We start from the raw sequence: 13,306 nt of genomic DNA, 5'->3' as shown, positions 1-13,306 counted from the left end.
TCACTGATTAACTCTGGTGATAGCCGCCGCCCAGGGCCGCCGTCAGTTGCAGCGTCGCATCGACATATTGTCCCTTCAGCGCCAGCCCGGCGATTTGCTCCTGCAGCGCAGGGATCTTCGCTTCGCTGACGCGTGAACCGGCAATGATCCCGGCGTTAAAACGGGCCTGCGCGAGCGCGACCACGCGTGCGGCGTCGGCTTCGACGTGCTGCTGTTGCTGGTTTTTATGCATCAATGTTTCGACTTCACTGGCTGCATGCTCAACCTGGTTTACCGCGTCGATCACGGCTTTATTGTAATTTGCCACGCTCAGGTTGCTTTGCGCCTGAGCGATATCCAGATTGGCGTTGAGCCTTCCGCTGTCGAAAATCGGCAGCGTCAGCCCTGCCGTAACGCCCATTTGCTGTGCCGATGAGCGGAACAGATCGCTTAAGTGCAACGCGTCCTGTTGCAGAAAAGCCATCAGATTTACATCCGGATAATAGGCCGCTTTTGCGGCATCAACTTCACTTAGCGACGCTTCGATATACCAGTGCGCCTCCTGAAGATCGGGACGGCGTGCCAGCAGTTCATATCCCAGCGTCGCGGGCAGAGAAGCCTCCACCGTCGGCAATGCGTGCGGTTTTAACGCTATTGATGAGGAGTGGGTGAGCGCCTGCAGGCGGGCTTCAATGGTTTTCATTTTGCCGTTCACTTCCGCCAGATGTTCATCCGTTTTACTGGAATTGATGTCTGTTTCCACCCCTTCCACGGACGACGTGATTCCGTTCTGATAAAGCTCACGATCGGCACCGATGATATTGTCCTGCTCTTGTTTAATCGCCGCCAATACGTGACCCATCGCATTCTGCGTCTGCCACTCCCAGTAAAGACGGGCAACGCTGCTCGCGAGCAATTGCCGGGTTTGCTCCATCTCGGCTTTCTGTGCGTTCACTTTACCGATGCGAGCCTCAACCCGATCGCGATTTTTCCCCCACAGATCCAAATCCCATCCAGCGGTTAAGCCAAACGTACCGTTGGTATACCACGGGCCCGTCGTTCCCGCGGCCGGGTCGGTAGTGGCAAAAGGCCCCATTAATCCTTCTGCCGACATTTTTTGGCGCTCGGCATTCGCGGAGAAATCAAGCTGAGGACCATCCGCCGCTGCGGCCAGTTTTGCCTGCGCCTCCGCCAGCGCAATGCGTTGACGAGCAATTTGCATATCCGGTGCATCGGCCTGAGCCTGAGCGATCAGCGAATCCAGTTGCGGATCGTTATACGCCTTCCACCACGTGTTTTGTGGCCACTGGCTCTGCGCCAGTTGAGTGTTGATTGTCGTTGCCGGCATTTGCTGAGCCAGCGATGCCGACGTGTCGTGGTGCGGCGCACAGGCGGCAAGGATGCAAGAGAGAGGCAAGCTTAAAGATAAAACAATTGAACGCTTCATGACGTCATTCACATAAAAAGAAAGGCGCAAATTACGCTTGATGCTTTCCTTTTTTTTAGTAACCCGTGGCAATCCGCACTTTGTCATACATTCACATAACCAGAAAAATATACACGTTCTAAATGGATGAAAATCCATTATTTATGGCAGTTATAAGTCAGCCTTCCGTTCAGGCTGCTACACTTTATTCACTTAAGCTCAATTGGCGAGGGAGAAGGGAATGAAGATATTACTGTGGGTGGTTCTGATTATTTTCTTGATTGGTTTACTGGTCGTGACGGGCGTCTTTAAGATGATTTTCTGATGATTTTGCCCGTCAGGTATTGCGCCTGACGGGCATGTCCTACGATCACTGGGCTTTCAGCGACGCCCCGTTGGTTGCAATCACTTCTTGATACCAGTAGAAACTTTTCTTACGGCTGCGCGCCAGCGTACCGTTGCCACTGTCATCACGATCGACATAGATAAAACCATAACGCTTAGATAGCTCAGCTTTCGATGCGCTCACCAGATCAATCGGTCCCCAGCTGGTATAGCCCATCACCTCCACGCCGTCGTCGATCGCCTCGCGCACCTGCACCAGATGGTCGTTGAGATAGCGAATGCGATAGTCGTCCTGCACCACGCCGTCAGCGTCCGGCTTATCCTTCGCACCCAAACCGTTTTCAACGATAAACAGCGGCTTCTGATAGCGATCCCACAGCACGTTCAGCAGCGTACGCAGGCCAATAGGGTCAATTTGCCAGCCCCATTCGGAACTCGCCAGATGCGGGTTCGGCACCATGCTCAAAATATTGCCGCGCGCCTGCTGGTTGAGTTCCTCGTCGGTGGTCACGCAGCCGGTCATATAGTAGCTGAAGGAGATAAAATCGACGGTGGCTTTCAGCGCTTCGCGATCGGCATCAGTGATTTCAAGCGTCATCCCATTATCGCGGAAGAATCGCAGCATATAGCCCGGATACGCCCCACGACACTGTACGTCGCCAAAGAACTGCCACGCGCGGTTTTCCTGTAAGGCTTCCAGCATGTCTTCTGGCTTACAGGTCAGAGGATAAACCAGGCCGCCGAGCAGCATGTTGCCGATTTTGGCATCCGGGATAATCTCATGGCAGGCTTTCACTGCCAGCGCGCTCGCCACCAGCTGATGGTGAATCGCTTGATAAACGTCCGCTTTGCTGCTGGTTTCCGGCAAGCCGACGCCGGTCATTGGCGCATGCAGGGACATATTGATTTCATTGAACGTGAGCCACAGCTTTACTTTCTCTTTGTAACGCGCAAATACCGTACGCGCGTAGCGCTCAAAGAAGCCTATGGTCTGACGACTGCCCCAGCCGCCGTATTGCTTCACCAACCCCCACGGCATTTCATAATGCGACAGCGTCACTAGCGGCGTGATGTTGTGCGCCGCCAGTTCGTCAAACAGCTTGTCGTAAAATACCAGTCCAGCTTCGTTCGGCTGTTGCTCGTCACCGTTCGGGAAGATACGTGTCCAGGCGATCGACACGCGCAGGCAGCTAAAGCCCATTTCGGCAAACAGTTTGATATCGTCCGGGTAGCGATGATAAAAATCAATCGCCACATCTTTAATGCCGCTGTCGCCCTCCACGCGCTCGACCACCTTGCCAAATACACCTTGCGGCTGTACGTCAGAGGTCGACAGGCCTTTACCCTCCTCCAGATAAGCGCCTTCTACCTGGTTTGCGGCAACCGCGCCGCCCCACAAAAATGTTTCCGGGAAAGTTTTCATCACGTTCTCCTGTTATTGATGGCTTACGTTTAATAGCGGTGTTCCGGCACTGACGGACGTTGCCGCCACGGTCACCACATCACGGTAATCGTCACTGTTACTGATAATAATGGGGGTCGCCAGATCGTATCCGGCATCGATAATGGCCTGACGATCAAACTCCAGCAGCAGATCGCCGGGCTGAACCTTGTCTCCCACGGTGACATGCGCGGTGAAGGGCTTGCCGTCGAGCTTCACGGTGTCGATACCAACATGGATCAGCACCTCAATCCCGCTCTCGCTCAGCAGGCCAATGGCATGTTTGGTCTGGAACAACGACGCCACTTCACCCGCAAACGGGGCAATAACTTTGTTGTCGGAAGGAATAATCGCCACACCTTGCCCCAGTAAGCCGCTGGCAAAGGTGGAGTCGGGCACCTGATCAAGCGCCAACACAGTTCCGCTCATTGGGGCCAAAACTTCGTTATCGTCTGCGGTTATCACCTGATCATCCTGTGCTGCACTTTTAGGAATTCCTGCGACCAGGGTCATGACGCAGCTCAAGACCAGCGCCACCAAAGTGCCGATAATGCCGCCCCAAAGCGTGGCATTCACGCCACCCGGCGGGATCATCTGCGCCACGGTAAAGATATTGGCAAAGCCAAATGAGTAAACGTGCGTATCGCTAAAGCCTACAATCGCGCCACCCACTGCGCCCGCTACGCAGCCGAAGATAAACGGGCGTCGCAGAGGCAGGTTTACGCCATACACAGCCGGTTCGGTGATGCCGAAAATTCCTGCGGTGACGGAGGAACCCGCTATCATCTTTTGTCGCGCGTCCCTGGTACGCAGGAATATACCCAGCGCGGCCCCCACCTGCCCCATCACCGCAGGCAGCAGCATTGGCAGCATTGAGTCGTGGCCCAGTACGGCCAGGTTATTGATCATCAATGGTACCAGCCCCCAGTGCAGCCCGAAGATCACGCAGACCTGCCACAGTGCCCCCATTGCCGCCCCAGCCAGCCACGGTGCCAGAACATAAATCCACTGATAGCCGTTCGCCAGTATCTGGCTCAGCCAGGTTGCGACGGGACCAATAATCAGGAACGTTAGCGGGACGGTCACGACTAAACAGATGAGCGGCGCGAAGAAGTTTTTCATCGACGGCGGTAACAATCTGCTGCTCTGCTTTTCCAGCCAGCAACTCACCCACGCGGCAAGAATGATGGGAATCACCGAGGAGCTGTAGTTAAACCAGGTCACGGGAATCCCCATGAATACCTCTGAAACCGCCCCCACCTGTTGGCTGGCTTCAAACGCCTGAATCATCATCGGATGCGTGAGCGCCCCGCCGATAACCATGGTGATAAACGGATTGCCGCCAAACTTTTTACCGGCGGTGTAGCCCAGCACCAGTGGGAAGAAGAAGAACAGCGCATCGCTTGCTGCGAACCAGATTTTGTACGTTCCGCTGTCGGTCGTGAGCCAGCCGCAGACTACTGCCAGCGCCAGTAACCCTTTCAGAATACCGGAGGCCGCCAGAACGCCGATAAAAGGCGTAAAAATACCGGAAACAATATCAATCAGACGACCCAGCAGATTGCCTTTGTCACCCTGTTCATCAGCCGCAGCGGGGGTATCATCCGTCAGGCCTGCTTCCGCCCGCACCGCCTGCCAGGCGTCGTGAACGTGATTACCGATGACAACCTGAAACTGACCGCCACTTTCGACAACCATAATGACGCCCGGGTTTTTCTTCAGTCCTTGCGCATCTGCCTTTTGATTCTCTTTTAATTTGAAACGAAGCCGGGTGGCGCAATGAACCAGACTGACGATATTCTCTTTCCCCCCAACGTGGGCAAGAATATCCTTCGCCAAAGCTTGGTATTCCATGTCGATTTCCTTACATCTGATGCCCGCAGGCACCGGTTGACTGAGTATAAAAATAAAAAAACCCGAGAACGTCTTCCTCTCAGAAGCCGCGCTCAGGTTTTGCCTGCGTTATGCAGTAACAATCCAGTTTTGGGGGCTTAACGCCCTTCTTTTCTCACCCGTTCAATATGAATGGCGAGGAACATAATTTCTTCAGTCGTCAGCTCGCGCTGATAGCTGTGCTGCAAGTGCTGCCCAATTTTCTCAGCACACTTCCACGCTTTAGCGTAGTTATCCTTCACCGCTGCATGCAGCGACACATCGTCGTCCTGCACCACGGTACGGGTCAGCATTCGTTGGGCAAAGAACTTCAAATGTGTCACAAAACGTTGATAGCTGAGTGACTCTTCGTCGTACTCCAGCTGCAGCTGATATTTCACCAGCTGCAAGATTTCCTGCATCACGCGGGTCACGTGCATGACTTCCGGCATTTCGCTGTTGAGCTGTGCCGTCACCAGATGCAGGGCAATAAAACCGGCTTCATCTTCGGCAAGTTCAACACCCAACCGTGTAGCGATAATGGCGCGAGCCTCCTGGCCCAGTGCGAATTCTTTCGGATACAGACGTCGAATTTCCCACAACAATACGTTCTTGATAGCGACCCCTTTCTTTTGCCGCTCGATGGCAAAGTTACAGTGGTCCGTTAACGTGATGTAGAGGCTATCCTGCAATTTTCCGAGTCTCTGCGCCGCCAGCCCAATAATGCGATCGCAGGTGGTCATCACTTCAAGAGGAATTTGACTGAGTAATTCCCCAAGTCTCCCGACCAGTTCATCGCTTTGCAGCGCGAACACTTTCTCTATTTTATCTGTGTCCAGATCTTCACCGACGCGTTTCTGGAAGGCCAGCCCACGGCCCATCACGACCTGCTCACGCCCATGCTCATCCAGAACAACCACCACATTATTATTAAGAATTTTGGCGATTTTCATTGGAACCCTAGAAACAAAAAAACCTGACCTCCGACAAATGCCAGAAAATCAGGTTTTGCCTGCCGTAGCAGTAACAATCCAGTTTCGTCACTCTATCACTTTCATTCATGGCCTCAATGCGTCACGCGTAAAAATGTGATTTAGATCGTGATCAGTCTCACCAGAATGAGGGTTTTATTTGGACTGGATGACGCGGGCAATATCCGCTGACGTTTGCAACGTGCGGATTTCCTGAAATAAACCCAGCGCCTCATCGTATTCTTTGCGTAAATAACTCAGCCACTGTTTGATACGCGCAACGTGATATAGCCCGGTATCACCCTGTTTTTCGAGGCGGGTATATTTTTGCAGCAGTGTCACCACGTCAGGCCATGCCATACGCGGTTCGTTATATTTTATCACCCGGCTCAGATTTGGAATGTTGAGGGCACCGCGCCCGATCATCACCGAGTCACAGCCGGTTTCTTTTAGACAGGCTTGCGCACTTTCGTAATCCCAAATTTCACCGTTGGCGATAACAGGAATATCCAGCCGTTGACGAATGTCGCGGATCGCCTGCCAGTTAATGCGCTCCGCTTTGTAGCCGTCTTCTTTGGTACGCCCGTGAACGACCAGTTCGGTCGCACCAGCCTGCTGAACAGCATCCGCAATCTCAAACTGGCGATCGCCACTGTCCCAGCCCAAACGCACTTTTACCGTTACGGGCAGATGAGAAGGTACGGCTTCACGCATCGCTTTCGCGCCGCGATAAATCAGCTCAGGATCTTTAAGCAGCGTTGCGCCGCCCCCGCTACCGTTAACCATTTTTGACGGGCAGCCGCAGTTGAGATCCACGCCATAAGAGCCCAGCTCCACGGCGCGCGCAGCGTTTTCCGCCAGCCACTCGGGGTATTGGCCTAAAAGCTGAATGCGAACCAGCGTGCCTGACGTCGTCCGACTCTGACGATGCAATTCCGGGCAGAGTCGATAAAACGACTTTGCGGGCAACAGCATATCGACCACACGCAAAAATTCGGTGACGCAGAGATCGTAATCATTAACCTCGGTCAGCAGCTCGCGCACCAGTGAGTCGAGCACACCTTCCATCGGCGCCAGTAATACACGCATTCTCAATACCTGTGAAAAAAGACGCGCTATGGTAGCCGCTCTCCTGGCGCGTGGAAAGGGTTGATTAATGCGCGTCCCGAGGCTATATCACGTAAATACAAAACCAATAATCACCACGATGGCAAGCACCAGCGAAATGATGGCGGGCCCCGTCATAAATGCGTGCACTGTCAGTTTTTCTTCTTTCTTAATGGAAGCAAATCGCGCAAGGGCGCTTTTCTCATCAGAAGCAATAATTTCTTCGAACTGCTTTTCGTAGCCCTGCTCTTTCAATGTAGACGCGGCGTCAATATCTGCTGCTGGTCGTGCGTGAACCGTGCTGCCCTTTTTGAAAATGAAATATTCTGGCATGGTGATCTCCTGCCTGAGGGGGAGATTTATCATATCATTACCGCCGAAAAACCACCCGGTACTACACTGTTTTCTATCGCCTTTACCCTTAATTCTGGGGAAATGCCCGACGTTCCAAATTGGAATGTCTGGTATGCTCAAATTTCATGATGTGATCCGTAGCACGTTTCCAGGTTTAATTGTATGATGAATGCGTTTCATCAAGGACTTTCACCATGATCAAAGCACTCAATACTGTCTGGCAATATCTGCGCGCGTTTATCCTTATTTACGCTTGCCTCTATGCAGGAATTTTCGTCGCATCCCTGCTGCCTATCACCATTCCGGGCAGCATAATCGGCATGCTGATTATGTTTTTGCTGCTGGCACTGCAAATTCTGCCCGCAAAGTGGGTCAACCCGGGATGCTTTGTGCTGATTCGCTATATGGCGCTGCTGTTCGTGCCGATCGGCGTGGGGGTGATGCAGTATTACGATGTGCTAAAGGCCCAGTTTGGTCCGATTGTGGTCTCATGCGCCATCAGCACGCTGGTGGTGTTCCTGGTGGTGAGTTGGAGTTCACATCTGGTGCATGGTGAACGTAAAGTGGTAGGGCAAAAAGGAAACCAAAAATGATGGCCAATATCTGGTGGTCACTGCCGTTGACGCTGGTGGTTTTCTTCGCCGCCCGGAAACTTGCCGCCCGTTTTAAAATGCCGCTACTCAACCCGCTGCTGGTCGCCATGGTGGTGATTATTCCCTTCCTGCTGATCACCCATATTCCTTACGAGCGCTACTTTGCGGGCAGCAAAATTTTGAACGATCTGTTGCAGCCTGCGGTCGTTGCTCTGGCGTTACCGCTCTACGAACAACTCCACCAGATCCGCGCACGCTGGAAATCCATCATCACGATCTGCCTGATTGGCAGCGTAGTCGCGATGGTGACAGGGACATCTGTTGCCCTGCTGATGGGCGCTTCGCCGCAGATCGCCGCCTCAATATTACCGAAATCCGTGACCACGCCAATTGCGATGGCCGTGGGTGGCAGCATTGGTGGCATTCCCGCTATTAGCGCGATGTGCGTCATTTTTGTCGGTATTTTGGGCGCCGTATTTGGACACACGCTGCTGAATTTGATGCGCATTCGAACCAAAGCGGCGCGTGGGCTGGCAATGGGAACCGCATCGCATGCGCTCGGCACAGCGCGTTGCGCGGAACTGGATTATCAGGAAGGCGCGTTTAGCTCTTTAGCCCTGGTGATATGTGGGATCATGACATCGCTCATTGCGCCGTTCTTATTCCCGATCATTCTGGCCGTGATGGGTTAAAATTTGCGATGCGTCGCGCAATTTTCATTTTGATTTCATAAGTTGCATACATAATGAGAACTGGATCACATATAAAGCGGTAGTGGCTCCGTAAACTACCGATCCATTAACCTTTATGAGGCATTGCCATGCACCCACGTTTTCAATCTGCTTTCGCCCAGCTCGCCGAGAATTTGCAATCAGCCCTGGCTCCGGTTCTAGCGGATGAGCACTTCCCCGCCCTGCTGACGGCTGAGCAGGTCACGATGCTTAAACAGGCTACGGGACTGGACGAAGACGCGCTGGCTTTCGCACTGCTCCCGCTGGCTGCCGCCTGCGCAAGAGCCGACCTTTCCCACTTCAACGTTGGCGCCATCGCGCGCGGCGTAAGTGGCGCCTGGTATTTCGGCGGGAACATGGAGTTCCTGGGTGCGACGATGCAGCAAACAGTCCACGCCGAGCAGAGCGCGATCAGTCACGCCTGGCTTCGCGGTGAGCTCGCTCTGAAAGCCATCACCGTTAACTACACCCCTTGCGGTCACTGTCGCCAGTTTATGAATGAGCTGAACAGTGGTCTGGAACTGCGCATTAACCTGCCGGGTCGTGAGCCGCATACCCTGAGTGATTACCTGCCGGATGCCTTTGGTCCGAAAGACCTCGACATCAAAACGCTGCTGATGGATGAGCAGAACCACGGTTATGCGTTAACGGGCGATGAACTGACGCAGTCTGCCATTGCCGCCGCCAATAAAAGTCACGCGCCGTACAGCCAGTCACCGAGTGGCGTTGCGCTGGAGTGCCGTGATGGCCGTATTTTCTCTGGCAGTTATGCCGAGAACGCCGCATTTAACCCAACCCTGCCACCGCTGCAAGGCGCCCTGAATTTACTGAGCCTGAACGGCTACGATTATCCAGATATTCAGCGCGCGATCCTCGCTGAAAAAGCTGATGCGCCTCTGATTCAGTGGGATGCCACCGCGGCAACCCTGAAAGCGCTGGGCTGTTCTAACATTGATCGCACCTTGTTGGCGTAATCCTTCTTTGCGGGCAGAAATGCCCGCGAAACTGATGAAAATCCCCTCAATCAAATCGCAGTTTCTTGCGCTTCCCAGGCGGGTAAAGTAGCCTGAGTGAAATTTCACCCACGGACGAGTCATCTTCATGTTAAAGCGTGTGTTTTACAGCCTGTCTGTCCTGGTCGGCATACTGCTGTTGGCTGCGCTCGGCCTCGACCGCTGGATGAGCTGGAAAACCGCCCCTTATATTTTTGACGATTTGCAGGACCTGCCTTATCGACAGGTTGGCGTGGTGCTGGGGACGGCAAAATATTATCGTACCGGCGTGATCAATCAGTATTACCGCTACCGTATTCAGGGCGCGCTAAATGCCTACAACAGCGGCAAAGTGAATTACCTGCTGTTAAGCGGCGACAATGCCCAGCAGAGCTATAACGAACCCATGACCATGCGCAAAGATTTGATTGCCGCAGGTGTCGACCCCGCTGATATCGTTCTGGATTATGCCGGTTTCCGTACGCTGGATTCTATCGTGCGTACCCGCAAAGTATTTGATACCAACGATTTCATTATCATCACTCAGCGTTTCCACTGCGAGCGCGCGCTCTTTATTGCGCTACATATGGGCATTCAGGCCCAGTGCTACGCCGTACCGTCTCCAAAAGATATGCTCAGCGTCCGCGTACGTGAGTTTGGCGCTCGCTTTGGTGCGCTCGCCGACCTGTATCTCTTCAAGCGTGAACCACGCTTCTTAGGTCCGCTGGTGCCCATTCCGGAGTTGCACGAAGTGCCCGAAGGCGCGCAGGATTATCCGGCAGTGGCACCCGAGCAACTTCTGGATCTACAGATAAAAGACAAGAAATAAGAAAACAAAAAAGCCCGCTATCTCAGCGGGCTTTTTTTTGGACTTCTGCGATTACTTTTTACGAGCGTATTTCAGTGAATCCAGGGCGACGGCGAAGATGATGATCGCGCCTTTGATGATGTACTGCCAGTAAGGGTTTACGCCGATATACGTCAGGCCGTAGTTGATAACGGTAAAGATGATAACACCGGTGACCACGCCCACTACCGTACCCACACCACCGCTGAAGGAAACGCCACCCACGACGCAGGCTGCGATTGCATCCAGCTCGTACATGAAGCCGAGGTTATTCGTTGCAGAGCCGATACGACCCGCTTCAAGCAAACCACCGAATGCGTAGAACACACCGGACAATGCGTAAATCATCAGCAGGTTCAGCGCAACGTTAACGCCAGACACTTTCGCGGCTTCAGGGTTACCGCCGATAGCGAAGATGTTTTTACCGAAGCGCGTTTTGTTCCACAGCACCCAGACGAACGCGACCGCAATCAGCGCATAGAAGGTGATGTATGACAGGCGGAAGCTGCCCAGCGCGACAAAGCCTTGCGCGAAGGTAGAGAAGCCGCTGTCGAAACCAGAAATCGGTGATGCGCCCACGAAGTCGTAATACAGGGAGTTGATACCGTAAACGATAATCATCGTACCCAGCGTCGTAATGAACGGGGTGACGTTCAGATACGCGATGATGATGCCGTTAATCAGACCGATAATGGCACCGATAACGCACACAATCAGCACCACCAGAATGATAGGCATGGTGGCCATTTCCGGGAATACTTTGTTCGCATTATCAATGGACTGTAATAAAGTCGCCGCGATAACAGCCGCTAAGCCCACCTGACGTCCCGCTGACAGGTCAGTACCCTGAGTCACAATCAGACCCGCCACACCCAATGCGATAATAATACGCACTGAGGACTGGGTCAGAATGTTACTCAAGTTTAATAAACTTAAGAACGTAGGGTCCTGGAAAATAATAATGGCCAGTAATACTAAAAGTACGACGTAAATTCCGCCTTCTTTCAGATAAGTGAGAAAACTTTTTTTATTTAACGCACTCATGAGGAGCCCCTGATCTTAAAGGTGCAAAGACGCAAGACGGAGAATTTCGTTTTGCGTTGTCGTTTTGGTGTCAACAATTCCGGCGACGAGACCATTGCTCATAACCAGAATACGATCTGTGATCCCTAACAATTCCGGCATTTCGGAAGATATAATAATGATCCCTTTATTCTTTTTGGCCAGCTCAGCAATCAGCTGATAAATTTCAAATTTGGCGCCCACGTCAATACCGCGCGTGGGTTCATCCAGCATTAAAATTTCTGGTTGGGTTAATAACCAGCGACCGATAATGACTTTCTGTTGGTTACCGCCGGACAGCGAACCAATTTGCGTCTGATGTCCTGGGGTCTTCACGCGCATTGAATCGATAACCCATTGGGTATCGCTTTTCATTCGGGACGTATCCAGCAGACCGACTTTGTTCTTATAGTTACGAATATTAGAAATTAACGAGTTAAAGTTAATATCGAGATACGCGTAAATACCCGTCGAACGACGCTCTTCAGTCACCAGTGCAAAACCATGGTTAATGGCTTCGTTGGCATTATGGTTATTAATTTTTTTACCGTGCAGCGTGATGGTGCCATCGGCTTTCTCACGGATACCAAACAGGGTTTCCACAATGTCAGTACGCTTTGCACCGACCAGACCGGCAATACCCAGAATTTCGCCTTTGTGCAGATCGAAAGAGACATCACGAATAGACGGTTGACGCAGCGACGTGAGGTTACGCACCTCAAGAATCACTTCGCCTGGCGTGTTCTCTTTGTCCGGGAAGCGCTGGTTCAAAGAACGCCCCACCATCATGGCAATGATTTTATCCATGTCCAGCCCTTCAAGAGGCTGGGTGGTGATCCACTGACCGTCACGCAGGATAGTGATTTCATCGCACAGCTGGAAAATTTCTTCCATTTTGTGCGAGATATAAACAATGCCGCAGCCACGATCTTTCAGTTTACGGATAATAGTGAAAAGGTGATTGACCTCTTTTTCCGTTAATGAAGATGTTGGCTCATCCATGATGACTATTTTCGCATCATAGGAGAACGCTTTTGCAATTTCGATCATCTGCATCTGTGAAACAGATAATGTCCCTACGCGTGCGCGTGGGTCAATTTCAATATCCAGCTCATCGAAAATTGCTTTTGTATCACGGTACATTTTGTCCTGATCGACAAATACGCCTTTGGTTGGATAACGCCCCAACCACATATTGTCCATAACAGAACGCTGAAGTACCAGGTTCAGTTCCTGGTGAACCATCGAAATACCATTTTCCAGCGCTTCTTTGGCTGAATGGAAGTCGATCTCTTTCCCCTGAAAAAGGATGCTACCAGAATCTTTTTGATAGATTCCAAAAAGGCATTTTAATAATGTCGATTTACCTGCACCGTTCTCTCCCATCAACGCATGAATAGAGTGAGGACGCACTTTTAAATTAACATTATCGAGAGCCTTAACGCCCGGAAACGACTTGTTAATACCGCTCATTTCTAACAAGAATTCGCGTGACGACTGAGTAGTTGTGCTGACCATAATTATACCTTGACGGCCTCGCATATCGCGTTATAAAAGGGCGCAACGAATTGCGCCCTGTGAGAACA

Annotated in this window: 13 protein-coding genes; 5 read left to right on the top strand and 8 right to left on the bottom strand. The window is 52.1% G+C overall.

The features are described from left to right. Positions 1-7 precede the first annotated feature (7 nt). Positions 8-1,426, bottom strand: a complete 1,419-nt coding sequence (mdtQ, locus tag ACKI5T_RS13825) for a multidrug resistance outer membrane protein MdtQ (protein WP_407438144.1) — start codon at positions 1,424-1,426, stop codon at positions 8-10. A 220-nt stretch (positions 1,427-1,646) separates the two neighbouring features. On the opposite strand from mdtQ, the gene yohP reads away from it, so the two are divergent. Beyond that, positions 1,647-1,730: a small membrane protein YohP gene (gene yohP, locus ACKI5T_RS13820; protein ID WP_150099619.1), complete on the top strand. Its 84-nt coding sequence runs from the start codon at positions 1,647-1,649 to the stop codon at positions 1,728-1,730. Positions 1,731-1,775: 45 nt separating this feature from the next. On the opposite strand, the gene ACKI5T_RS13815 is transcribed toward yohP, so the two are convergent. From ACKI5T_RS13815 to ACKI5T_RS13795, 5 genes are all read right to left on the bottom strand, one after another. Then, on the bottom strand, positions 1,776-3,173 hold the full coding sequence (locus ACKI5T_RS13815) for a glycoside hydrolase family 1 protein (RefSeq protein ID WP_407438142.1): 1,398 nt from the start codon (positions 3,171-3,173) through the stop codon (positions 1,776-1,778). A 12-nt stretch (positions 3,174-3,185) separates the two neighbouring features. Beyond that, positions 3,186-5,045: a PTS beta-glucoside transporter subunit IIABC gene (gene bglF, locus ACKI5T_RS13810; RefSeq protein WP_407438140.1), complete on the bottom strand. Its 1,860-nt coding sequence runs from the start codon at positions 5,043-5,045 to the stop codon at positions 3,186-3,188. A 137-nt stretch (positions 5,046-5,182) separates the two neighbouring features. Then, positions 5,183-6,016 (bottom strand): transcriptional antiterminator BglG, encoded by an 834-nt coding sequence (gene bglG, locus ACKI5T_RS13805; RefSeq protein WP_407438138.1) that lies wholly within the window; start codon positions 6,014-6,016, stop codon positions 5,183-5,185. Between the two features lie 174 nt (positions 6,017-6,190). After that, positions 6,191-7,123: a tRNA dihydrouridine(16) synthase DusC gene (gene dusC / locus ACKI5T_RS13800; RefSeq protein ID WP_407438136.1), complete on the bottom strand. Its 933-nt coding sequence runs from the start codon at positions 7,121-7,123 to the stop codon at positions 6,191-6,193. An 87-nt stretch (positions 7,124-7,210) separates the two neighbouring features. Continuing rightward, entirely contained in the window at positions 7,211-7,474 is a 264-nt protein-coding gene (locus ACKI5T_RS13795) for a hypothetical protein (protein ID WP_407438134.1), read from the bottom strand. 215 nt (positions 7,475-7,689) lie between these two features. Here ACKI5T_RS13795 and ACKI5T_RS13790 point away from each other — a divergent pair, with 215 nt between their 5' ends. The 4 genes from ACKI5T_RS13790 (at position 7,690) to sanA (ending at position 10,640) form a co-directional block, all read left to right on the top strand. Then, entirely contained in the window at positions 7,690-8,088 is a 399-nt protein-coding gene (locus ACKI5T_RS13790) for a CidA/LrgA family protein (RefSeq protein ID WP_407438132.1), read from the top strand. Further along, complete coding sequence (locus tag ACKI5T_RS13785; RefSeq protein ID WP_407438130.1) at positions 8,085-8,780, top strand: CidB/LrgB family autolysis modulator; 696 nt, start codon at positions 8,085-8,087, stop codon at positions 8,778-8,780. Before ACKI5T_RS13790 ends, ACKI5T_RS13785 begins: the two co-directional genes overlap by 4 nt. A gap of 128 nt (positions 8,781-8,908) precedes the next feature. After that, positions 8,909-9,793: a cytidine deaminase gene (gene cdd, locus ACKI5T_RS13780; RefSeq protein ID WP_407438128.1), complete on the top strand. Its 885-nt coding sequence runs from the start codon at positions 8,909-8,911 to the stop codon at positions 9,791-9,793. Positions 9,794-9,920: 127 nt separating this feature from the next. Continuing rightward, positions 9,921-10,640 carry an outer membrane permeability protein SanA gene (gene sanA / locus ACKI5T_RS13775; RefSeq protein WP_407438127.1) on the top strand — a complete coding sequence of 240 codons (720 nt, stop codon included), beginning with the start codon at positions 9,921-9,923 and terminating at the stop codon, positions 10,638-10,640. 51 nt (positions 10,641-10,691) lie between these two features. On the opposite strand, the gene mglC is transcribed toward sanA, so the two are convergent. Beyond that, positions 10,692-11,702: a galactose/methyl galactoside ABC transporter permease MglC gene (gene mglC, locus ACKI5T_RS13770; protein ID WP_015959746.1), complete on the bottom strand. Its 1,011-nt coding sequence runs from the start codon at positions 11,700-11,702 to the stop codon at positions 10,692-10,694. Between the two features lie 15 nt (positions 11,703-11,717). Beyond that, the gene (gene mglA, locus ACKI5T_RS13765) at positions 11,718-13,238 is read right to left on the bottom strand and encodes a galactose/methyl galactoside ABC transporter ATP-binding protein MglA (protein ID WP_235133716.1); all 1,521 of its coding nucleotides are present in this window, start codon (positions 13,236-13,238) and stop codon (positions 11,718-11,720) included. Between the last annotated feature and the right edge of the window lie 68 nt (positions 13,239-13,306).

The sequence above is a fragment of the Lelliottia sp. genome, from assembly GCF_045627565.1.
Taxonomy (GTDB): Bacteria; Pseudomonadota; Gammaproteobacteria; order Enterobacterales; family Enterobacteriaceae; genus Enterobacter.
This window is presented reverse-complemented; position numbering and strand designations above follow the sequence as displayed.